The 21,431-nt window shown below is 63.2% G+C and carries 18 protein-coding genes; 1 reads left to right on the top strand and 17 read right to left on the bottom strand.

Annotated features, from left to right (window positions below):
* Positions 1-49: 49 nt before the first annotated feature.
* The 3 genes from aldA to ACIOAU_RS04555 form a co-directional block, all read right to left on the bottom strand.
* Positions 50-1,483: an aldehyde dehydrogenase gene (aldA, locus tag ACIOAU_RS04565; RefSeq protein ID WP_401181080.1), complete on the bottom strand. Its 1,434-nt coding sequence runs from the start codon at positions 1,481-1,483 to the stop codon at positions 50-52.
* A 7-nt stretch (positions 1,484-1,490) separates the two neighbouring features.
* On the bottom strand, positions 1,491-3,638 hold the full coding sequence (locus ACIOAU_RS04560; RefSeq protein ID WP_401180285.1) for a PQQ-dependent dehydrogenase, methanol/ethanol family: 2,148 nt from the start codon (positions 3,636-3,638) through the stop codon (positions 1,491-1,493).
* A gap of 240 nt (positions 3,639-3,878) precedes the next feature.
* Entirely contained in the window at positions 3,879-4,451 is a 573-nt protein-coding gene (locus tag ACIOAU_RS04555) for an MFS transporter (RefSeq protein WP_259073593.1), read from the bottom strand.
* A gap of 221 nt (positions 4,452-4,672) precedes the next feature.
* Between ACIOAU_RS04555 and ACIOAU_RS04550 the strand changes: the two genes are divergently transcribed.
* Entirely contained in the window at positions 4,673-5,680 is a 1,008-nt protein-coding gene (locus ACIOAU_RS04550) for an aldo/keto reductase (RefSeq protein ID WP_259073590.1), read from the top strand.
* A 136-nt stretch (positions 5,681-5,816) separates the two neighbouring features.
* On the opposite strand, the gene ACIOAU_RS04545 is transcribed toward ACIOAU_RS04550, so the two are convergent.
* From ACIOAU_RS04545 to benA, 14 genes are all read right to left on the bottom strand, one after another.
* Positions 5,817-8,060: a NahK/ErcS family hybrid sensor histidine kinase/response regulator gene (locus tag ACIOAU_RS04545; protein ID WP_401180282.1), complete on the bottom strand. Its 2,244-nt coding sequence runs from the start codon at positions 8,058-8,060 to the stop codon at positions 5,817-5,819.
* Positions 7,990-9,144: a nitric oxide-sensing protein NosP gene (nosP, locus tag ACIOAU_RS04540; protein ID WP_401180279.1), complete on the bottom strand. Its 1,155-nt coding sequence runs from the start codon at positions 9,142-9,144 to the stop codon at positions 7,990-7,992. Before nosP ends, ACIOAU_RS04545 begins: the two co-directional genes overlap by 71 nt.
* 115 nt (positions 9,145-9,259) lie before the next feature.
* Positions 9,260-10,030, bottom strand: coding sequence for a TraX family protein (locus tag ACIOAU_RS04535; protein ID WP_401180276.1), 771 nt, complete (start codon positions 10,028-10,030; stop codon positions 9,260-9,262).
* The gene (locus tag ACIOAU_RS04530) at positions 9,979-11,070 is read right to left on the bottom strand and encodes a metal-dependent hydrolase (protein WP_401180273.1); all 1,092 of its coding nucleotides are present in this window, start codon (positions 11,068-11,070) and stop codon (positions 9,979-9,981) included. The genes ACIOAU_RS04535 and ACIOAU_RS04530 overlap by 52 nt, the downstream gene beginning before the upstream one ends.
* A 128-nt stretch (positions 11,071-11,198) precedes the next feature.
* Entirely contained in the window at positions 11,199-12,449 is a 1,251-nt protein-coding gene (locus ACIOAU_RS04525) for an OprD family porin (RefSeq protein WP_401180270.1), read from the bottom strand.
* A 64-nt stretch (positions 12,450-12,513) separates the two neighbouring features.
* Positions 12,514-13,713 (bottom strand): benzoate/H(+) symporter BenE family transporter, encoded by a 1,200-nt coding sequence (locus tag ACIOAU_RS04520; RefSeq protein ID WP_150569225.1) that lies wholly within the window; start codon positions 13,711-13,713, stop codon positions 12,514-12,516.
* 73 nt (positions 13,714-13,786) lie between these two features.
* Positions 13,787-14,713: a catechol 1,2-dioxygenase gene (gene catA, locus ACIOAU_RS04515; protein WP_401180267.1), complete on the bottom strand. Its 927-nt coding sequence runs from the start codon at positions 14,711-14,713 to the stop codon at positions 13,787-13,789.
* A 44-nt stretch (positions 14,714-14,757) separates the two neighbouring features.
* A complete protein-coding gene (gene catC / locus ACIOAU_RS04510) occupies positions 14,758-15,048 on the bottom strand; it encodes a muconolactone Delta-isomerase (RefSeq protein ID WP_259073574.1) in 291 nt (96 codons plus the stop codon).
* 26 nt (positions 15,049-15,074) lie between these two features.
* Positions 15,075-16,196, bottom strand: a complete 1,122-nt coding sequence (locus ACIOAU_RS04505) for a muconate cycloisomerase family protein (RefSeq protein ID WP_186698013.1) — start codon at positions 16,194-16,196, stop codon at positions 15,075-15,077.
* A 30-nt stretch (positions 16,197-16,226) separates the two neighbouring features.
* Entirely contained in the window at positions 16,227-17,555 is a 1,329-nt protein-coding gene (locus ACIOAU_RS04500; protein ID WP_401180264.1) for an MFS transporter, read from the bottom strand.
* A 54-nt stretch (positions 17,556-17,609) separates the two neighbouring features.
* A complete protein-coding gene (locus tag ACIOAU_RS04495; protein ID WP_101319534.1) occupies positions 17,610-18,371 on the bottom strand; it encodes a 1,6-dihydroxycyclohexa-2,4-diene-1-carboxylate dehydrogenase in 762 nt (253 codons plus the stop codon).
* Positions 18,372-18,480: 109 nt separating this feature from the next.
* Positions 18,481-19,491, bottom strand: coding sequence for a benzoate 1,2-dioxygenase electron transfer component BenC (gene benC / locus ACIOAU_RS04490; protein WP_220633641.1), 1,011 nt, complete (start codon positions 19,489-19,491; stop codon positions 18,481-18,483).
* A gap of 73 nt (positions 19,492-19,564) precedes the next feature.
* Positions 19,565-20,053 (bottom strand): benzoate 1,2-dioxygenase small subunit, encoded by a 489-nt coding sequence (gene benB / locus ACIOAU_RS04485; RefSeq protein WP_101319538.1) that lies wholly within the window; start codon positions 20,051-20,053, stop codon positions 19,565-19,567.
* The gene (gene benA / locus ACIOAU_RS04480) at positions 20,050-21,408 is read right to left on the bottom strand and encodes a benzoate 1,2-dioxygenase large subunit (RefSeq protein WP_401180260.1); all 1,359 of its coding nucleotides are present in this window, start codon (positions 21,406-21,408) and stop codon (positions 20,050-20,052) included. Before benA ends, benB begins: the two co-directional genes overlap by 4 nt.
* Positions 21,409-21,431 lie beyond the last annotated feature (23 nt).

Genomic DNA, 21,431 nt, shown 5'->3' with positions numbered 1-21,431 from the left:
CACTGGCCGCTGCACGAGCGTGCCGGCCAGTGCTGCCCCCCCATGTTACTCAGCCCTGGATATACACCACTTGTGTGCGCGTGTACTCATACAGCCCATGCTTGCCATCCGCCCCGCCCACCCCAGACTTGCGTGCTCCGGCGTGGAAACCCTGCATGGCCTCGAAGTTCTCGCGGTTGATGTAGGTTTCGCCAAAATCGATTTCGCGGCTGGCTTTAAGTGCGGCGTTCAGGTCGCGGGTATATAGCGACGAGGTCAGGCCGTATTCGCTGTCGTTGGCCAAGACAATCGCTTCATCCAGGTCGTCAATGATCTGGATCGGCAGGACCGGGCCGAAGATCTCCTTGCGCATGATCTCCATGTCCGCCGAACAGCCGGCCAGCACCGTCGGTTGATAGTGGAAGCCCGCACCAAGATCAGCCACCTGCCCGCCGGTAATTACCTGAGCGCCTTGCCCGACTGCCGTGCGCACCATCTGCGCGACCTTGTCCAGCCCGGCCTGATTGATCAATGGGCCCATGTCCAGGTCAGCCTGCAGCGACGGGTCGCCATAGCGCGTGGCGGCCATCGTCTGCGCGACCTTGTCGATGAAGGCATCCGCCACCGCGCGCTGCACATACACTCGCTCGGCGCAGTTGCACACCTGCCCGGTGTTGATCACCCGCGAGGCAACGATCGCGCGCACGGCCAGGTCCAAGTCGGCGTCGGCCAGCACGATAGCGGGCGCCTTGCCGCCCAGTTCGAGGTTGAGCTTGGTGATGTTTGGCGCTGCCGCAGCCATGATCCGCGCCCCGGTGGCGACACTGCCAGTGAAGCTGACCAGGTCAATGCCGGCATGACTGGTGAGGCTGTGGCCGACACTCGCACCTTTGCCGCCGACCACGTTGAACACCCCTGGCGGTAGATCGGTTTCGGCCACCAGCCGGGCAAACTCGTAGCAGTTGATCGGTGTCTCTTCGCTGGGTTTGATCACGATGGTGTTGCCGGTCAGCAGCGCCGGCGCCATCTTGCGCGCAATCAGGAAGAACGGGAAATTCCACGGCAGCACCCCCGCCACCACGCCCAGGGGTTTGCGCAGCAGGAAGATGTGCTCGTTGGCGCGATCACTGCTCAGCACCTCGCCCTCCAGGCGGCGCGCCCATTCGGCCATGTAGTCGAGGTAGTCGGCAGTGAAGTTGACCTCCACCAGGGCCAACGCCGGCACCTTGCCCTGCTCCTGGGTGACGATGCGCGCCAGGCGCTCGGCATTGGCCCGCACCTTGCTGGCAATCTGGCGCAAGTAACCGGCGCGCTCGATGGCAGGTTTTGCCGCCCAGCCTTTCTGCGCACGGCGCGCTGCGTCAATCGCGCGTTCGACCTGCTCAACGGGTGACTCCGGCACCGCCCCCAACAGCTCGCCGTTGGCCGGGTTGAACACCTCGATCAGTTGTTCGCTGGCTACAAAAGCGTTGTCGATATAGTTCTGGTACAGATTATCGGGCATCGTCATGTCACTCCTTGGAGGTATTGTCGGCAAGCGGCGTGGCGGCTGCGGGCTTGGCGCTGAAACGCTGCCAGACACTGCCTTCGCTTTGCAGGTCGTGGGCGCGCTTGATCAGGTATTGGTGCACCTGTTCGACCTGCTCAGGCTTGAGCGCTTCGGCGAACGAAGGCATACCGTCCGGGATGCGCCCGCCATAGAGAATGCCGAGGAACATCTGGTGTTTTTCCGCGGTGAGCTTGCGCAGGTCCGGCAGCACGCCGCCGCTGACCGCATGGATGCCATGGCACTGCGAGCAGTTGCCGTCGTAAAGCGCAGCACCGGCGGCTACGGTTTTTTCGTCAGCAGTGAGCGCTGGCGGTTTCGGCGTGTCGGCCGGCGGTGGGGGCTCACGCAGGGTGGCGTTGCCGCCGATCTTGTAAGTCAGCACCTGGGCGAACGGCTGCACGCCGGCGCGCAGCGACAAGGCCCCGGCAAAGGTCGAGAACGCCCCGCCCCAGCCGGCCATGAAGGTCACGTATTGCTCGCCATCTACCGAATACGTGATCGGCGCAGCCATCACGCCGCTGGCAGCCGGTGATTCCCAGAGCTTTTTGCCATCGTCGGCGGCGTAGGCGATCACCCGGCCATCGGCACTGCCCTCGAACACCAGGTTGCCCGCCGTGCTCAGGGTGCCGCCGTTGAAGATGGTGATATACGGCACTTCCCAGGCAGGTGCCTGCTTGACCGGGTCCCAGGCGATCAACTTGCCTGACCAGGTTTTGGCCATTTCCAGCAGGCCTTCCGGGCCTTCGGGCATCATCCCGGTGCGCAGGCCGAGCTGGTACACGCTCTTGAACGGGTGACGCTTGGGCGCTTCCGGGATGTGCTCGTAGTAGGCCGACATGATGTGCGCCGGGATGTACACCAGCCCGGTGTTGGGGTTGTAGGACATCGGGTGCCAGTCATGTGCGCCCCAAAATGCCGGGGTCACCAGCTTGCGCTTGCCGTCCTTCCAGTAGGCAGCTGCCTCATCATCGACGATTGGCCGGCCAGTCTTCATGTCGATGCCCTTGGCCCAGTTGACCGGCACAATGTTCTTCGCCGAGAGCAACTCGCCGGTGGCGCGGTCGAGTACATAGAAGAAGCCATTTTTCGGCGCCTGCATCAATACCTTGCGCTGTTTGCCGTTGATCGGCAGTTCGGCGAGGATCATGTGCTGGGTGGCCGTGAAGTCCCAGGCATCGCCCGGCGTGGTCTGGTAGTGCCAGGCGTACTCGCCGGTATCGGCATTGACCGCCACGATAGACGACAGGAACAGGTTGTCGCCCTTGGCCTGGCTGCGCCATTTCGGATCCCACAGCGAGCCGTTGCCGACGCCGATATAGAGCAGGTTCAGTTCTGGGTCATAGGCGAACGAATCCCACGCCGTGCCACCGCCGCCCTGCTCGACAAAGGCATCGCCATGCCAGGTCTTGCTGGCGATTTCCATCGCCTTGTCTTCAGGCGGCAGCTTGGGGTCGCCAGGCACGGTGAAGAAGCGCCAGGCCTGCTTGCCGGTTTCGGCATCATAGGCGGTGACGTAGCCACGCACGCCAAACTCGGCGCCGCCGTTGCCGATCACCACCTTGCCATTGACCACACGCGGCGCGCCGGTAATGGTGTAGCTGCGTTTGTCGTCGCTGCGGGTGTCGACCGACCATACGCGCTTGCCGGTCTTGGCATCGATGGCCTCCAGGCGGCCATCGAGCACGCCGACATAGACCTTGCCCTGCCACACGGCTACGCCACGGTTGACCGCATCGCAGCAGGCTTCACCGGCCCGATGGCGATCGGACTGCGGATCGTACTTCCACAGCAGCTTGCCGTTGCGTGCGTCCAGGGCATACACAACCGAAAATGGCCCGGTGGTGTACATCACGCCGTCGACCACGATAGGCGTGGCCTCGACGCCGCGGTCCAGATCGAGCTTGTAGCTCCAGGCCAGGCCCAGTTGATTGACGTTGCGGTCATTGATGGTGTTCAGCGGGCTGTAGCGCTGTTCATCGTAGGTACGGCCATGGCTCATCCAGTTGCCGGGCTCTTTGTCGGCGTCGATGATGCGCTTGCCATCGACCTCGGCGGCAAACGCCGGGGCCAGGCAAGCCAACGCCAGGACGGCGCAACGTGCGGTTCTCATCAAGGCACCCGGCATGGGCCGGCGGTGCGGACCTGATTGGGTCATCGGGGAATCTCCGTTCTTGTTATTGGCGACACCCAGGGAATGTGTCGTGAAGAACAGGAGCAACGGCTGTGCCAGCGCCAGAGATACCACTGAAAGCCCCGTCGTAGAGAGCTTTATCCACTGTCGATCGTAAGCCGGCGAGCTTAAGAGTCGCCGCAGTTTCGGCACACGTGGCGCAGGAATGGAACAGGTGTTTCAGCCCGAGAGAAGCTTCGATGGTAGGCTGCGAAGACGTCTCAGCAACAGACTCCCGATCAGCGCTGCAAGGACGAATGCCATCGCTAATGCGCGCAGCAAGTCCCCTTCTGCCAACGCGACCCCTGCGCTGCACAAGCCGCCAACGGTAAATACCAGCGTGTTATTCAGAGCGGCTGCCGTCCCTGCAATCTCAGGGTGTAGGCTCAACGCCCAGGTAGTCGCGGCCGGGCGCACAATCGTTGTACCGGCACTGCAGACCACCATCGACAGCATGATTGCGGTGACGGTCGGATTCAGCACGTACAGCCAGAGAAACAGCGACAACCCGGCGACGCCGATCAAAAGCAGCCCCAGTCTGATCTGTGCACTCACCTCGATGCGTTTGTTCAAGGCACTGGCGACCACGCCGCCAATGATATAAGCCGCACCGTAAGCAATGAATATCAGTGAAAAGGCGTAGTCGGTCATCCCCAGCAGATCCATGAACAGCAAGGGTGACGTGACAATGAAAGAGAAGTGGCAGGCAAATGCCATTGCGGACAGTCTCGTTAGGCGCGTGGCAATAAGCACAGGCAGGAAAAAAATCCCATTGCGTTGTGAGGGATTTCGCTAACTATCAGCTGCGTATAAACATCATGTTGAGTATTTGAAAATGCTGTTGGCGCTGCGCGACACAATGCCGCGCACATTTACAGGCAGGATCAGGCAACAACCCCGCTGTTTTGCCCTTTCAAACCCCACCGCTTGCCTGTAAAAAAGGTCATTCCCCTCCCCACTCAAGGACCTTCCCCATGCTCTATCGCCCTCTTGGCCAAAGCGGCCTGCAGGTTTCAGCCCTGACCCTGGGCAGCATGATGTTCGGCGAGCAGACCAGCGCCGAGGATTCGCTGCGGATCATCGACAAGGCCTGGGATCAGGGCGTCAACTTTGTCGATACCGCCGACGTCTACAACGGCGGGCGCTCGGAGCAGATCGTTGGCGAGGCGGTGGCGCGCAACCGGCAGGACTGGGTGGTTGCCTCCAAAGCGGGATTCGGTGCAGTGGACGGCTTGCCCAACCGCAGCGGGCTGTCGCGCAAACATCTGTTCAATGCCATCGAAGCCAGCCTGACGCGCATGGGCACCGATTACCTGGACGTCTACTACCTGCACCGCGAAGACCATAGCGCGCCGCTGGAAGAAACCGTGCGGGCCATCGGTGATCTGCTGCAACAGGGCAAGATCCGTTACTGGGGCGTGTCCAATTTCCGCGGCTGGCGCATCGCCGAGATCTGCAACGTGGCCGAGCGCCTGGGTGTGGCCAAGCCGGTTGTGAGCCAACCGCTGTACAACATCGTCAACCGCCAGGCCGAACCTGAGCAGTTGACTGCTGCGGGTTATCACGGGCTCGGCGTGGTGCCGTTCAGCCCATTGGCGCGGGGCGTGCTCAGCGGCAAGTACGCACCGGGTTCCGAGCCTGACGCCGGTAGCCGCGCCGGGCGCCAGGACAAGCGCATCATGGAAGTGGAGTGGCGTCAGGAGTCACTGACCATCGCGCGCAAGATCCAGGCCTACTGCGAGGGCAAAGGCGTCGGTATCGTCGAGTTCGCGATTGCCTGGGTGCTGAACAATCGGCTGGTCAGCTCGGCCATCGTCGGGCCGCGCACCGAAGCGCAGTGGGACACCTATGCCGGGGCACTGCAGGTGAAGATCACCGCCGAAGATGAAGCCTTCATCGATGCGCTGGTGACCCCAGGCCACGCCTCGACTCCAGGCTTCAACGATGTAGCCCACTTTGTCAGCGGCCGCCTGGCACGCTAACAAAGCCGCTAACTGGCCGCTGTCCCCCGTAGGAGCGGCCTTGTGTCGCGAAAGGGCTGCGTAGCGGCCCCATGATTATGCAGCACCGCAAATAGCCGGGCCCGCTGCGCGCGCCTTTCGCGACACAAGGCCGCTCCTACATGCCGCTTGACGACCCAAGCAGGTGGCTGATCGCGGTCTTGAGCTTCATCGGCCGCACCGGTTTGTGCATCAGGGTGTGGCCAAGCAGGCGCACCTGCTGCTTGAGCTCGTTGCTGTAATTGGCGGTGATCATCAGCACCGGTATGGCCCGGTCGCGGCAGGCGTTGATCGCCGCTACCGCCTCGATGCCGGTGCGGTCATGGTCCAGGTGATAATCGGCGATCAACAGGTCGACCCGCGCCCGTGGCAGGGCGACCTGACGCTGCAGGTCCGCTTCACTGGCCGCCGTGGTGACCTTGCAGCCCCACTGTTCGAGCAAGCTGCGCATGCCGGCGCAGATCGCCCCGTCGTTATCCAGCACCCAGATCCGCGCGCCCTGCAGCGATTGCAGGTGAGGCATGTCCTGCTGCAACGCTGAGCCTTTGCTCACAGGACGCTGGCAGCACGGGACTTCGACCGAGAATACCGAACCTTTGCCGGGCACCGAGCGCAGCTGGATGGGATGCCCGAGGATGCCGGCGATCTTGTCGACAATCGCCAGGCCCAGCCCCAGGCCGCGATCCTGGTCCGGCCGCTGCGCCTCGCCGCGCTTGAACTCCTGGAACACTTCGCGGCACTTGTCCGCTGCGATGCCGATGCCGGTATCCCACACCTCGATCAACACCTTGTCGCCGCGCCGCCTGCAACCGAGCACGATCCGCCCGCTGGGGGTGTAGCGCACGGCGTTGCTGAGCAGGTTGCGCAGGATCCGCGCCAATAGCTGCATATCACTGCGCACGCGCAAGCGGCTCGGCACGTAGTCAAGACGCAGGCCTTCGCTGGCGGCTACGGTAGCGTGCTCGGCCGCGAGGTTGTCGAGCAGGTCGCTCAGGGCAAAACTCGCGACATCGGCGCGGATCACCCCGGCGTCGAGCTTGGAGATATCCACCAGCGTGCCGAGCAGGCTCTCGACGCCATCCAGGGCGTTGCTGACGTTGTGGATCAACGGGCCTGCGCCAGGCTGTTCGAGCAAGGCACTGGTAAACAGCCGGGCGGCATTCAGCGGCTGCAACAGGTCATGGCTGACTGCGGCGAGAAATTTGGTTTTCGACAGCGTGGCCTGCTCGGCATCGGCCTTGGCATCGCGCAGGCTGGCTTCCATACGGCGGCGCTGGTCAATCTCGCGCAGCAGTTGGCGATTGAGGCTGGTCAGTTCGGCGGTGCGCTCGTGCACGCGCAGTTCCAGGTGCTGATAGGCCTGATGCAGCGCTTCGGCATGGGCGTAGCGCTCGGTGATATCGGTGAAGGTGTTGACGAAACCGCCTGTGGGCAATGGATGCGTACGAATTTCCAGCATGCGCCCGTCGAACAGACGCTGCTCCAACTCCGGCAGCGGCTGGTCGTGGTCGTCGCGGCTGGCGGGCGTCAGCAAGGCCAGCTCGCTGTCGGCAATCACGTCGGCAAACTGCCGATGGCTGGCAATCGGTGCCAGGCCACTGACCTCGAGAAAGCGTCGGTTCCACAGCTCCAGCACGCCCTCGGCGTTGACCATGGCCAGGCCCTGCGACAGGTTGTCGACCGCCCGCTGCAGCAGGAACGACTTATGCGCCAGGGCCTGCTCGCGGCGGTGGTTCTCACGCAGCTTGACCCGGGTGACGTCGGTGAAAAGCATCACCCGGCCACCATCGCGGGTCGGCCGTTCGCTGACCTGTAACCAGCGCTCGTTGCGCAGCCGATACAACGGTTGCTCGTCGCTGCTGGCACGGGGTTCTTCGCGCAGCAGGTTGTGCATCAGCCGTTTCACCTCGACCAGCTGCATACCGCTGGCCCCGCGCAATCGGCTGTTGGCCCAGAGCGCCTTGAAGCGCCGGTTGAACAGCACCACGCGCAGGTCGGCATCGAACAGCACGAACGCATCGGAAATACTCTCGATGGCATCCACCAGCCGCTGGTGGGCAGTTTCGGCGCGCTGATGCGCGTCGCTGAGCAACAGGTGGCTGGCCTTGAGTTCGACCAATACCTGGTTCAAGGCATCAGTGCGCTCGCGCACCTGCTCGGCCAACACCACCGAATGCTGGAACGCGGCAAAGGCATCGTCCGGTCGCGCCGCACCGGACTCCAGCCGCTCGATCAACGCTGCATTGATGCGCTTGAGCTTGTGGTTGTCGCGTTGCAGCTGGCTGATCTGCTCAGCCGGCGATGCGCTCGCGCGGCTGTCCGATGGCAACGCCGGTGAAGGTTTGGTTGATATGCATGCCATTGAACTGCTCCCCATAGGTGTTGAAGCCCAGCACCTGCTGGCTGCGCAACAACGCGCTGACCTCGGCCACAGCAGCGCCCTCGCTCTCCAGCTCGAGGCGGCGCAGTACGCAGTCGCAGCCGATGGTCAGCAGCAACGGCCCGAGGCGCTGGCGCAGGCCCTCGAACAACGATTGCAGGTTGGCCAGCAGCGGACCGGGGCGCATTGCGGTGAGGACGATGCCGTTCTCCACCGCGCAGTAGAAGCTCAGGCTGCCATCCTCATGTACCTGCTGAATGGCCCGCACGTAGTGGTTCTGGTTGATCCGCAGCGCCAGTGGGTGCGCCGCAAACAGCCGATGATCGAGCGCACCCACGGGTACACCGATCAACTGGGCGTATTCAGCGGCTGCGGGCTCGGCGTTTAGCTCATAGACCCGGCGTAACTGACGGTCGGCGCGGGTCACCACCAGTTTCTCGCTGCGCGGCTGAATGTGATCGGCGCTGAACACCTCGAACTCCAGCCAGGTATTGACCAGCAACAAAACCGCCGCACCGCTGTGGAAGGCACCGTTGTAATACACATGTGTGCGGCTGAGGTGATTGTCATCACCTGCCGAGCCGCCGAACTGCGGGATATCGCCCAGCGCCGCTGCCAAGGCAGCCAGCACCACCTCTTCCCGGCTGGACAGGCCGTCGAACAGGGTCAAGGCAAAGCTGTGCGCCTTGATCGGTGCCAGGCTGTTGCGTCGGCAGTCTTCGACCAGCTGGGCAACCAGCGCCTGCGCGTCGAGCAGGCTGAAACCGGGTACCGCTTCCACCAGGCCAGCGGCGATGGAGAAGTAGCGCCGGTCGAAACCGACCGCGGTGATACAACCGCGCGCATAGCCCTCCGGGGTCAGTTCGCCGGCGCTGGTGCAGCCGGCCAGCCCCACCGCCGGAAATTGCCCCTGTAGCGCAGCCGCCAATGCCGGCAGATCGTATTCGGCAGAGCAGAAAAACAGCACAAAGCCTAGCTCGGCATGCCGCAGTTGATCAGCCAGCTCACCGGCTGCCTGAGTAGCACAGGTAGCCCGCGACAGTGCGCTGAAGACGCCTTCGCTCATAAGTCGAATTCCGAGAGAGATACAGCCATGGCCGCAGGATAGGCAAGCCTGCGGCTCAGCCGAATGCTACTTGGGTAGGGGGTCGGGGTGGCATTGGTTGTACGCGGCCCTCGCGCTAAATACCAAGGGCTGCGGCCAGACGTTGCAGGCCGGCGATAAGCGCCAGATGCAGCGGATAGAACGCATAACCCCAGCGCCCGACCCGCGGTACCTGCCAGCGTTCCTGACGCGCCAGCCACAGGCCTATTGGCAACGACATTGCTGCTGTACTCAGGATGACCAGAGCGATGGGTTGCAACGGATGCGCACGTAACCAACTGTTGGTCACGTTGCCCGCCACCGCCAACGCACACGGCAGCAGCCAGCCGGCGCCGCCGTAGCGCCTGGCGATCAGTATCGCGGCGGGGAGCAGGACGCCAGGCAAGCCGTACATCAGGTGATCACTGAACAGCGCTGCAGTCAGCGCAGCGCTCAAGCCGAGCAGGCAGGCCAGCGCCTGTCGATGGTGTATTGCCCAAGCCAGCAACAACCCGAGCGTCAGGGTCGGGATCACGTTTAGCGTCTGCGAACCGGTGTCCAGCCAGCGGTACGGGCCTTCGGACAGCACGCCAAATACCAGCAGCCAACCGAGATAGCGCGCCGCGCAGCGGCTGGGCCACATAGCCGGGTCGCTGCGCCCGACGTTGATTGCCAACGCCAGGCAGAACAACGGAAATGCCAGCCGGCCGATGACGAACAAGCCGTCGGCAGCTGGCCATAGGTAACGCAGGTGGTCGGCGACCATGGTCACGATCGCCGTCCACTTGACCAAATCCAGCCCGGCCGAGCGCACGGTTATTGCCCGGACTCGCTGCTCACCATTGGCTGCAGGTACTTGGCGGTCCATGCCGCCAACGGCAGCGGCGGTTGTTGATGAATGATGCGGCGCCAGATCAGACCAAGGTCTTCCAGGTTGAACATCGAGTTGGCCGATGTGCCCGACCAGGCTGTTGGCGTGCCGACGCTCCACTGGCCAGTGCTGTCGCGGCTGGCCATCTGGAAGCGGAACGTGTAGTTGCCAGGAATGCCCATGCGCAGGTCGGTCACCACCAACGCATCACCGACCTCGTCGTAACGCAGCCAGTCTCCCGTGAACCAGCGCAGACGCGCGTGCAGTGGGTCATCACCAAGGCGCTTGGCTGCCTCGAGGTTGCGCGAATGGCGCAGCATTTCCGGCGGCTCGCGATCGAACACGCTGCTGACGCCCTCGAAGTAATGGCCGTCCGCGGTTTTCGCCATCACCCGCCAGACCAGACTGTTAAAGGCGATAGGCACGGCACGCACTTCGGTCACTGCTACGCCTTGCTGATCCAGAGCAGCCGCAAAGCGCTGCTCGGCATGCATACGCGCGCCCAGGCCAAAGCCGAGGTAGGCCGTACTGAACAGCAATGCGCCGGTCATCAGCGCAATCGCCCTGCCCTGCATGCCGCGAATCGCCGCGAACAGCACAGTAAACAGCAGCGGCAAGGTGTACACCGGATCAATGATGAACACCGCCGCCCAACTTTCCGGGATCAGTTGCAACGGCCAGAACAACTGGGTGCCGTACACGGTGAAGGCATCGAGTACCGGATGCGTGATCAGCACCAGCCAGAACGCGGCGAACAGCCTTGGCCAGCGATAGCCGCGCTCCGGCCAGTATTTATGGCCAAGCCAGGTCACCAACCAGGCCAACAACAGGGCCAGGCCGGTGAGCACGAACAGTGAATGCGAGAAACCACGGTGAAAGGTCATCTGCGACACCGGATCGGCATAGCGGATGATCACGTCGAGGTCTGGCAAGGTGCCCAGGGCGGCGCCGTAGAGCAATGCCCGGCGGCCTTGAATACGGCCTAGCACCGTGCCTTGCAGCGCTGCGCCGAGCACCGCTTGAGTGAGTGAGTCCAAGGGTCAGGTTTCCACAAAAAAGTCTGTTGGCAACCTACCTGCATCGCCGGTTATTGTGCAAACGCTATCGCCGCAGCGCAGCGTTTGCAGCGGGCTGGCAACTCAGCCATCTGTGAGCGGCGCGGGGCTCACAGCAACTGCCAGGTGTAGGCCAGAATCACCCGGTTTTCGTCGATATCGCTGCGATAATTCGAGCGCGCCACCGCGTTTCTGACACGAATCCCCAAACCCTTGAACACCCCGCTCTGCACCGCATAACCAATATCCAGATCGCGCTCGCGGTCCTTGCCCTCGAAGCCGCGGCCGGTATCGACATTGTTGCCGGTTATGTAGCGCACCGTCGCGGTCAGGCCAGGGATGCCCATGGCGGCGAAGTTGTAGTCATAGCGCGCTTGATAGGAGCGCTCATCGGTGTAGGCAAACTCATAGGTGGGCACCTCGTTGCCCAGCGGGGTGATATTGGCGAATACCCGTGGAAACGGGCTTTCGCCATAGATGCCCTGATAGCCGACGTGAAAGCTATGTCCGCCATGCCGGGCTGTCAGCAACGAGAAGAACGCCTGATTGTCGATCTGGCCAAGCAAGGCATCGCCGTCCTCGCGGGCAGTGAAATAACCCAGGTTGGCGCTGAGCACCCAGTCGCCGAACGGCTTGCTGTGCTTGAGGCCGACAAAGCCCTGCTGGTAGATGTCTTCGAGCTGGCCATACCACAGGCTGGCGCTGGTCTGCTTGTCGTTGAAGGCATAGTCACCGCCCAGGTAATTGAACGCGTCACTCGCGACCTGGCGCATCGGCACATGGCCAAGCATGGCGTTGAGCTTGTCATCCCCGCCTTCGTTGCGCAGGTGCGTCGAAGACAAATGCCCAGCCTGCACGGTCAGCCCGTTGATCTCGGCGGAGTTGAGGCTGACGCCCTGATAGGTGGGTGGCAGCAGGCGAATGTCGCTGAAGGTCAGCACCGGCAGATTCGGCTGCAGCTCGCCCACGCGCAGCTCGGTTTGCGATACGCGTGCTTTGAAGGTGCCAGCCAGGCGACTGTAATCGCTTGCCGCACGCCCGTCGCCATGCACTGGCAACAGTCCGCTGTTGACCCGGTCCGGACTGCTATCGAGGCGAATCCCGAGCAAGCCCAGTGCATCGACGCCGAAACCGATCGGGCCAGGGGTGTAGCCGGACTTGAAATCGAGGATGAAGCCCTGGGCCCACTCCTCGGCCTTGGACTGCTGGTTGGCGCCGACGATGTCAGAGAAATCCCGGCTGAAATAGTAGTTGCGAGCACTGAGGCTGGCTTTGGCGTCTTCGAAAAAGCTGCTTTCAGCAGCCAGCAGGGGTTGGCTGAGCAAGGTTATGCCCAGGGCGACACAGGCGTTAGGTTTCATCGCGAAGCTCTCTTGATCTTGTTTTTATGAATGGATCGCTACTACGGTTTTGCACTACGGATTTTCAGGGGTTACGGCGCAGGGCATCCCCCGCCTGCGGCCGCCGCAAACGCAGCAAGGCATGCGCACAGAGGCCGAACAGCAAGCCCCAGAACGCTGCCGACAAGCCCAGAAAGGCAACACCGGAGGCCGTCACCAGAAAGGTGAACAACCCGGCATCACGCTCGCTCGGTTCGGCCAGGCTGCGGGCCAGTGCCTCGCTGATCGCGCCATACAAGGCGAGTCCCGCCAGGGCGGCAATCAATGCAGCAGGAAAAGCGGCAAACAACGACATCAGGGTCGCGCCGGCGATGCCCAGCAGCAGATACAAGCCACTGCCGGCCAATGCCGCGATGTAGCGTCGACGCGGGTCTTCGTGAGCTTCGCGGCCGGTGCACAGGCTGGCCGTCACTGCGGCGAGGTTGAGTCCGTGGCAGCCGAACGGCGCCAACAGCATGCCGCCCAGGGCACTGGCACTGATCAACGGGCTTGCCGGCGTCTGGTAACCCGCATTGCGCAGCACGGCCATACCCGGCATGAACTGCCCGGTCAGGGCCACCAGCACCAGCGGCAAGGCCAGGCTGAACACTGCCGACAGGCTGAATTGCGGGGTGATCAACTGCGCGGTAGCAAACTCCAGGACCAACGCCTCACTGCGCAGCTGGCCGCTGAGCACTGTGATCAACGCGCCAACGGCCAACACCGCCGCCACCGCATAGCGGGGCTGCAAGCGCCGCATCAGCACATAAGTGATGAACATCGCCACGACCAGCGTCGGTTGCACCGGCAAGGCGCGAAACACTTCAACGCCAAAGCTGAACAGAATGCCGGCCTGCATGCCTGCCGCAATCGAGCCCGGCAGGCGTGCGATCAAGCCGTCGAACGCACCACTCAGGCCAATCAACAGCAAGATCAGATTGGCCACCAGATAGGCGCCGACCGCTTGCTCGAGACCAATCTGCGGCAGCGCAGTCACCAGCAGTGCCGAGCCTGGAATCGACCAGGCGATAACTACCGGCACCCGATAACGCAGGGTCAATACCGCGCCAAGCACGGCGCTGCCCATCGACACGGCCCACACCCACGACGACAACTGGCCGTGGGACAGGCCCGCAGCCTCGGCAGCATGGAAGATGATCACCAGCGGGCCGGCGTAGGAAATCATCGTCGCCAGCAGGCCGGCGACAATGGCAGACAACGAACAATCCTTGATCAGGTCTTTCATGGGACCTCTGGCCAGACCGGGGCCGGACGGGATGTCCGGCATGGGTTGTTCAAGCAACATCAAGTGAGGGCGATTACGCCTGCTGCAATGCCCGCGGCCGACCGCTGCGTTGCTCGGCCTCGCTGTCCGGCGCGCGCTGCAACTGGAAGTCGAAGCGCAGCTCGGCATAGCGCCCGCTCACGTCCCGCGTGCCGTCTTCGCGCATCTGCACTTCGCCGACCAGGCCGTCACGGGTGGCGTAGGCGAAGTCGTCCCACAGGTACTTGTCGCCAGCCAGGTTGATCTGCGTGGTCAGGTGCCGATAGCCCGGCGCCGAGATGAAGAAGTGGATGTGCGCCGGGCGTTGGCCATGCCGGCCGAGCAGGTCCAGGCACTCCTGGGTTGGGCCTTGCGGGTCACAGCCGTAACCCGATGGCACGATCGAGCGCGCGCGGTAATAGCCCTCGGCATCGGTGACGATGCGCCGACGCAGGTTGTATTCGGACTGGCTTTGGTCGAAGAACGAGTAAGTGCCACGGGTGTTGGCATGCCACAGGTCAACCGTGGCGCCGGGCACAGGCTGGCCAGCCGGATCGAGGACCTGGCCTTCGAGGAACATCACCGTGGCTACGCCCTCCTCGCTGCCATCGTCCATGCGCACCTGGCCCGCGGCAATCGGCGCGCCGGCGACATACAACGGCCCTTCGATGGTGCGCGGAGTGCCACCGGCAAGGCCGACGGCGGTGTCCTTGGCGTCCTGCAACAGGTCGAGGAAGTGCTCGATACCCAGGCCCGCGACCAGCAACCCGGCCTCACCACGACCGCCCAGGCGATTGAGGTAGTCAACGGCGTGCCAGAACTCGTTCTCGCTGATCTCAAGGTCCTCGATCAGGCGCGCGCTGTCCTGCAGGACGCGCAGGATGATCTGCTTGAGCCGAGGGCTGCCTTCATCGTTACCAAACCCTGCGGCTTGTTCGAAGAACTTGGTCAGTTCGTCAGTGTGGGAAATTTTCACGGTCATGTTTGCTTACCTCTAATAATTGTTCTTGGGTGAGTCAGGCTCGATCAACGGTCGTCGCTGTGGACTGACGAGGGATGCCGGCACAGGCCGGTCACTTCGATGGCCATATACGGGAACAGCGGCAACTGCATCAGGGTGTCGTGCAGCGCCTCGACACTGGGCACGTCGAACACGCTGTAGTTGGCGTAGTGCCCGGCAATGCGCCACAGGTGACGCCAAGTGCCGTCGCGTTGCAGGCGTTGGGCCAGCTGCTTTTCGTCAGTTTTGAGCTGGGCGGCCCGGGCCGGGTCCATGTCAACGGGCAGGTTCACGGTCATCTTCACGTGGAACAGCATGGGTTTCTCCTTGGGTAAGGTCGCAATCAGCGCCGGGCGAAACGCGCCAGGCGGGTTTCATCCAGGTTCAGGCCCAATCCGGGCGTGCGTGGTACATGCAGTTGGAAGTCGCTGTAGCGCAGCGGCTGCTCGACGATGTCTTCGGTCAGCAGCAGCGGCCCGAACAACTCGGTGCCCCAGGTCAGCTGGCGCAGGGTCAAAAAGGCGTGGGCCGAGGCCAGGGTGCCGACCGCGCCTTCGAGCATGGTGCCGCCGTACAGGGCGATACCGGCGGCTTCGGCGATCTGCGCGGTACGCAGCACGGCGCGGGGGCCGCCGTTTTTGGCGATCTTCAAAGCGAACACGCTGGCAGCGCCGTCGGCGGCGAGGCTGAAGGCGTCTTCCACGCTTTCGATCGACTCGTCGGCCATGATCGGCGCCGGGCTGCGCTGGTTAAGACGGACTTGCCCGCTGCGGTTGATCCGCGCTATTGGCTGCTCGATCAGGTCGATGCCGTTGTCGCCAAGCACCTGGCAGGCACGCAAGGCTTGCGACTCATCCCAGTACTGATTGACGTCGACGCGCACGCTGGCGCGCTCGCCCAGCTCACGCTTGATTGCCACCACATGGCGCAGGTCCTGCTCCAGCGGGTTGGCGCCGATCTTCAGCTTGAACAGCCGATGGCGGCGGATCTCCAGCATGTGCTCGGCTTCAGCGATGTCGCGGGCGGTGTCGCCACTGGCGAGGGTCCAGGCCACTTCGAGGCTGTCGCGCACCCGGCCACCGAGCAGCTCGCTGACCGCCAGGCCCAGGCGTTTGCCCTGCGCGTCGAGCAAGGCACTTTCGATGCCCGACTTGGCGAAGGTGTTGCCCTTGGCCAGCTTGTCCAGCTTGAGCATGGCGGCATTGATGTTGTCGGCTGGCAGGCCGACCAGCGCCGGGGCCAGGTGCGCGTCGATGTTGGCCTTGATCCCTTCCGGGCTCTCGTAGCCGTAGGCCAGGCCACCGATGGTGGTCGCTTCGCCAATGCCTTCGACGCCGTCGCTGCAGCGCAGGCGCAGCACCACCAAGGTCTGCTGCTGCATGGTGTGCATCGCCAGCTTGTGCGGGCGAATGGTCGGCAGGTCGACGATGATCGCCTCCAGCCGGTCGATAGTCGGGCTTGTCATGCAAGGCCTCCAGTTGCGTCAGTCAAAGGGTTACGCCTGCGCCAGCGCGGCCAGGCCGTGGCGCCGGCTGCTGGCCAGGTGCACGGCCATGGCCAGCGCGGCAACCGCGCCGGGGATGGCAAAGGCGATGAAGTTGAGTTGCAGCGGCAGGTTGATGCCCATCAGCGCGCCGCCCAGCAGCGGGCCGACGATGGCGCCGTTGCGGCCGATACCGGAGGCCCAACCAAGGCCGGTCGAGCGCATCGACAGGCCATAGAGCTGGGCCGCGCCGGCATACAGCAGGATTTGTGTGCCGATGGTGGTGGCGCCGGCAATGAAGATCAGCAGGTACAGCACGGGCATCGGGCTGTTCACCCCAAGCAGGCTGATCGACAGCGCCGCGGCGACAAAGAAAGCGATCTTGACCTTGACCAGGTTGTAGCGATCACCCAGCCAGCCGCCGAGAATTGCCCCGGCCATGCCGCCGAAGTTCAGTGCCAGCAGGAACGACAGGCTTGAACCCAGGCTATAGCCGGCGTTGGCCATCAGTTTCGGCAGCCACGAGCTGAGCGCGTAGACCATCAGCAGGCAGCAGAAAAACGCCAGCCACAGGGCCAGGGTGCGCACTGCCAGGCCGTCACGAAACAGCTCCAGCACCGAAGCGCCCTTGCCTTTGCGCTCGCTCGTCTGCAACACATCGTCGGCCTGCACGTCGCAGTCCGGATCAAGCCGTTTGAGCAGGGCACGGGCTTCGTCGCTACGGCCCTGGCGCACCAGAAAACCAATCGACTCGGGCAGGTAGTAGAGGATCACCGGCAACAGCAGCAACGGCAGCGCTGCGGCAAAGAACATCGACTCCCAACCAAAGCGCGGCAGCAAGAAGATGCCGACACCTGCCGAAAGCATGCCGCCCAGCGAGTAACCGCTGAACATGATCGCCACCAGCGTGCTGCGCAGGCGTTTGGGTGCGTACTCGTTCATCAACGCCACGGCATTGGGCATCAAGCCGCCGCAGCCGAGCCCGGCGATGAAGCGGTAGATGCCGAACTCGCTGGGGCTGCTGGCAAAGCCATTGAGGATGGTCGCGCCGGAGAACAACGCGAAACAGATGGCGATGCCCTTCTTGCGCCCGATCCGGTCCGCCAGGCTACCGAACAGCAGCGCACCGAACATCATGCCGAACAGCGCGTAGCTGCCCAGCGCGCCGGCTTGCAGCGGGGTCAGGCCCCACTCCTTCATGATCACCGGCAGCACTACGCCATAGATGAACAGGTCGTAGCCGTCGAATACCAGCAGCAGGCCGCACCAGGCCATGACCATCCAGTGGAACGGTGAAAAGCGCGCGTTATCAATGATCGGGTGAACATCCAGGGTTCGCATGGCATCGGTCTCTGTTGTTTTTGTTGTGAGAGGTAAACGCAGGCTGGGCGACTGTCAGCCGAGGTCGCCGCCGCCGACCGGCAGGGTCACGCCGGTGATGTAAGAGGCCTCGTCGGAGGCGAGAAAGAGGATCGCGTTGACCTGTTCGTCAATGCTCGCGTAGCGCTTCATCAGGCTGCTGTCCAAGGTCTGGGCAACGATCTGCTGGTACCAGGCCTTGTCCTGCTCGCTCTGCGCATCGCTGTTGCGCGGCACCCGCCGGGGTGGCGCTTCGGTGCCGCCGGGCGCAGTGGCGTTGACCCGAATGCCGCGCTCGGCGGTCTCGAAGGCCAGGCAGGCGGTGAGTGCGTTAACGCCGCCCTTGGCTGCGCCATAGGGCACGCGGTTGATGCTGCGGGTGGCAATCGACGACACGTTGACGATGGCGCCGGCGCCACGCTCGAGCATGTACGGCAGCGCTGCGTGGCAGCACCACAGGGTCGGAAACAGCGAACGGCGCACTTCGGCCTCGATCTGTTCCGGCTCATAGTGCTCGAACGGCTTGGCCCAAATGGTCCCGCCGACGTTGTTGACGAGGATGTCGATCCGGCCAAAGCGCTCGACCGCGCTGGCCATGACCCGGGCGCACTCGGCGTGCTGCTCGAGGTCGGCAATCAGCGTCAGCGTGCCCTCGCCGGCCAGTTCATGAACCAGCTCGGAACGGTCTACGGCTACCACTTGAGCGCCTTCGGCCTTGAGCCGCCAGCACACGCCGCGGCCAATGCCTTGGGCCGCGCCGGTGACCAGCGCGACCTTGCCTTGGAATCTGTTGCTCATCTCTGCTCTCCCCAGCGGCGCCTTCGTCTGCACGCGGCGACGCTGCTGCCATTGGCAATAAAAAAGAGGCCAGCCGCACCCGCACGATGCGGCCAGCCCCCAAGGAAACTCAGGCCGCGGCGGCGAACTTCTCGTAATAGAAGTTGGCCGGGGTGATGCCTTGTTCGCGGATGTACTGGCTGACCGCCTCGACCATCGGCGGCGGGCCGCACAGGTAAACGTCGACATCGCCGTTGTTCAGGTGCGCCGGTTCGATGTGCTGGGTGACGTAGCCCTTTTGCGGGTACTCACTGTCAGGGTTGGCAACGCAGGCGCTGTAGGTGAAGTTGCTGATGCGCGCAGCCAGCGCCTGCAGGCGGTCGAGCTCGACCAGGTCGAAATCGTTGGTCACGCCGTAGATCAGGTGCAGCGGATGCGCGCTGCCGACTTCGGCGATCTTTTCCAGCATCGCCGTGAACGGTGCCAGGCCGGTGCCGCCGGCCAGCAGCAACAACGGCCGCTGGATCGGGCGCAGGTAGAAGCTACCCAGCGGGCCGGCCAGGCTCATGCTGTCGCCGGCCTTGGCCAGACTGGTAAGGAAGCTGCTCATCAGGCCGCCGGGAACGTTGCGGATGAGGAAGCTGACCTCGCCATCCTTGGGCAACGAACTGAACGAATACGCGCGGCTCTGACCGCTGCCCGGCACCTGCAGGTTGACGTACTGGCCTGGCAAGAAGGCCAGGCTGCTCAGCGCTTCACCCTTGATCGACAGGGCAATGGTGCTGGCCGACAGCTGGCGCACATCGCTGATCTCGGCCTGGAAACTGCCCTGCTCGGCTTTGCACAGCTGCGAGGATGCCGGGATGCGCAGCACGCAGTCGGATTCGGCGCGCATCTGGCAGGTCAGCACGTAACCCTGGCTGATTTCTTCTGCGCTAAGGGCGTCTTCGATGAAGTCCTCACCCAGCGCATAGCTGCCCGCCTCGGCCTTGCACTTGCAGGTGCCGCAGGCGCCGTCACGGCAGTCCAGGGGGATGTTGATGCCTTGCCGATAGGCTGCATCGGCAACGGTTTCGTGGCCTTCGGCATTGATGAAGCGGGTGATTCCGTCTTCGAAATTGAGTGCGATCTGGAAGCTCATGTTGCACCTCGCGGACGAGCCTGCCCGCAGCGCGCTCTGCGGCACGCTGGTCAGTACTCGTCTTGACCAGAAGTCAGATGTGGTAGATGTCGATGACCTGGCGAACGTAGTCGTTCTTCAGCACCACTTTCTTGGCCTTGATCAGCGGCTGCGCGCCGCGCAGGTCAAGGGTGTAGAAGCTGCTGCCGAAGTAACTGTCGGTGGTCTTGTAGCGAAAGCTCAGGGTGTGCCAGTTGAAGCGCACCTGACACTGCTCGCCACTGTGCTCGACAATCTCGATATTGCTCAGGTTGTGCGAGGTGCGGGTATCCGGAACTGTGGCACTTGAGCGCTCGGTCTGGATGCGGAACACGCGGTCCTCCAGCCCTCCTCGGTTGCCGTACCAGATCAGGGAAATCTCGCTTTGCGGGTCTTCGGTGAGCTGGTCGTTGTCATCCCAGGATGGCATCCAGAAGGTCGCATCGCTGGCATACAGCTCCAGCCACTGCTCCCACTGGCCATCGTCGAGGTAGCGCGCTTCGCGGTAGAGGAAGTCGCGCACGGTGTCGTACAAAGCGCTCATCGCACGGCCTCCACTGGGATCAGCTGCGGCTCCTGCTCGAGTGCCTTGAGCATGGTTTCCTGCCAATACTTGTGCTGCAGCACGAACAGGCCTTCATCTTCGGTGCGCACGCCTGACAGCAATGGCTTGAGCTCGATCTCGCGGGCGGCCTCGTCGGCCCCTTCGACCCAATGCTCGGCGCCGCGCGACATATCGTTCCAGCCAGTGCCACCGCCGTAGCCGGTCTGGCACGAGCGGAACTCTTCGAGGTCATCCGGGGTGGCCATGCCACTGACGTTGAAGAAGTCTTCGTACTGGCGGATGCGCTTGGCGCGGGCCTCGCTGCTCTCGCCCTTGGGTGCGATGCAGTAGATGGTGATCTCGGTCTTGTTCACCGAAATTGGCCGGGCGATGCGGATCTGCGAGCTGAACTGGTCCATCAGGTACACGTTCGGGTACAGGCACAGGTTGCGCGAGTTCTCGATCATCCAGTCGGCACGGGCCTGGCCGAAATCTGCCGCCATTTGCTCGCGGCGCTCGTAGGCTGGGCGGTCTTCCGGGTTGGCCCAGCGCGTCCACAGCAGCAGGTGGCCATGGTCGAACGAGTAGAAGCCGCCGCCCTGTTTGGCCCAGGCACCGGCGCTCATGGTCTTGATCTCGGCAGCGCTTTCGCGTTGCTTGCGCTGGTTCTGGGTAGCGGCGTAGTTCCAGTGCACCGAGCTCACGTGGTAGCCGTCGGCGCCGTTTTCAGCGGTGAGCTTCCAGTTGCCTTCGTAGATGTAGGAGCTGGAGCCACGCAGCACTTCCAGGCCCTCGGGCGACTGGTCGACGATCATGTCGATGATCTTGGCCGATTCGCCCAAGTGCTCGAGCAGCGGTTTCACATCGGCATTGAGGCTGCCGAAGAGGAAGCCGCGGTACGACTCGAAGCGCGCCACCTTGGTCAGGTCGTGCGAGCCGTCGCAATTGAAGCTGGCTGGGTAACCGGCATTACTCGGGTCTTTGACTTTGAGCAGCTTGCCGCTGTTATTGAAGGTCCAGCCGTGGAATGGGCAGGTGTAGCTGGCACGGTTACCGCGTTTGTGCCGGCAGAGCATCGCCCCGCGGTGGCTGCAGGCATTGAGGAAGGCGTTCAACTGGCCGTCCTTGTTGCGCGCGATGAACACCGGCTGGCGGCCCATGGTCAGCGACAGGAAGTCGTTCTTTTCAGGGATCTGGCTTTCGTGGGCCAGGTAGATCCAGTTACCTTCGAAGATGTGTTTCATCTCCAGGTCAAACAGGCGCGGGTCGGTGAACATCTCCCGCTTACAGCGGTAGACGCCCGATTCCCGGTCGTCCTCGAGCATGGCATTGAGGTAGTCGAATCCCAGGAACATGGCCAGGGTCTCCATTGTTATTG

Source organism: Pseudomonas sp. NPDC088322 (assembly GCF_044740745.1).
GTDB lineage: Bacteria > Pseudomonadota > Gammaproteobacteria > Pseudomonadales > Pseudomonadaceae > Aquipseudomonas > Aquipseudomonas shirazensis.
This window is presented reverse-complemented; position numbering and strand designations above follow the sequence as displayed.

Coding starts and splice junctions, on each gene's coding strand:
- aldA (WP_401181080.1), bottom strand. CDS start 1,483: ATGCCCGATAATCTGTACCAGAACTATATCGACAACGCTTTTGTAGCC.
- ACIOAU_RS04560 (WP_401180285.1), bottom strand. CDS start 3,638: ATGAGAACCGCACGTTGCGCCGTCCTGGCGTTGGCTTGCCTGGCCCCG.
- ACIOAU_RS04550 (WP_259073590.1), top strand. CDS start 4,673: ATGCTCTATCGCCCTCTTGGCCAAAGCGGCCTGCAGGTTTCAGCCCTG.
- ACIOAU_RS04545 (WP_401180282.1), bottom strand. CDS start 8,060: ATGGCATGCATATCAACCAAACCTTCACCGGCGTTGCCATCGGACAGC.
- nosP (WP_401180279.1), bottom strand. CDS start 9,144: ATGAGCGAAGGCGTCTTCAGCGCACTGTCGCGGGCTACCTGTGCTACT.
- ACIOAU_RS04535 (WP_401180276.1), bottom strand. CDS start 10,030: ATGGACCGCCAAGTACCTGCAGCCAATGGTGAGCAGCGAGTCCGGGCA.
- ACIOAU_RS04525 (WP_401180270.1), bottom strand. CDS start 12,449: ATGAAACCTAACGCCTGTGTCGCCCTGGGCATAACCTTGCTCAGCCAA.
- ACIOAU_RS04520 (WP_150569225.1), bottom strand. CDS start 13,713: ATGAAAGACCTGATCAAGGATTGTTCGTTGTCTGCCATTGTCGCCGGC.
- catA (WP_401180267.1), bottom strand. CDS start 14,713: ATGACCGTGAAAATTTCCCACACTGACGAACTGACCAAGTTCTTCGAA.
- catC (WP_259073574.1), bottom strand. CDS start 15,048: ATGCTGTTCCACGTGAAGATGACCGTGAACCTGCCCGTTGACATGGAC.
- ACIOAU_RS04505 (WP_186698013.1), bottom strand. CDS start 16,196: ATGACAAGCCCGACTATCGACCGGCTGGAGGCGATCATCGTCGACCTG.
- ACIOAU_RS04500 (WP_401180264.1), bottom strand. CDS start 17,555: ATGCGAACCCTGGATGTTCACCCGATCATTGATAACGCGCGCTTTTCA.
- ACIOAU_RS04495 (WP_101319534.1), bottom strand. CDS start 18,371: ATGAGCAACAGATTCCAAGGCAAGGTCGCGCTGGTCACCGGCGCGGCC.
- benC (WP_220633641.1), bottom strand. CDS start 19,491: ATGAGCTTCCAGATCGCACTCAATTTCGAAGACGGAATCACCCGCTTC.
- benB (WP_101319538.1), bottom strand. CDS start 20,053: ATGAGCGCTTTGTACGACACCGTGCGCGACTTCCTCTACCGCGAAGCG.
- benA (WP_401180260.1), bottom strand. CDS start 21,408: ATGTTCCTGGGATTCGACTACCTCAATGCCATGCTCGAGGACGACCGG.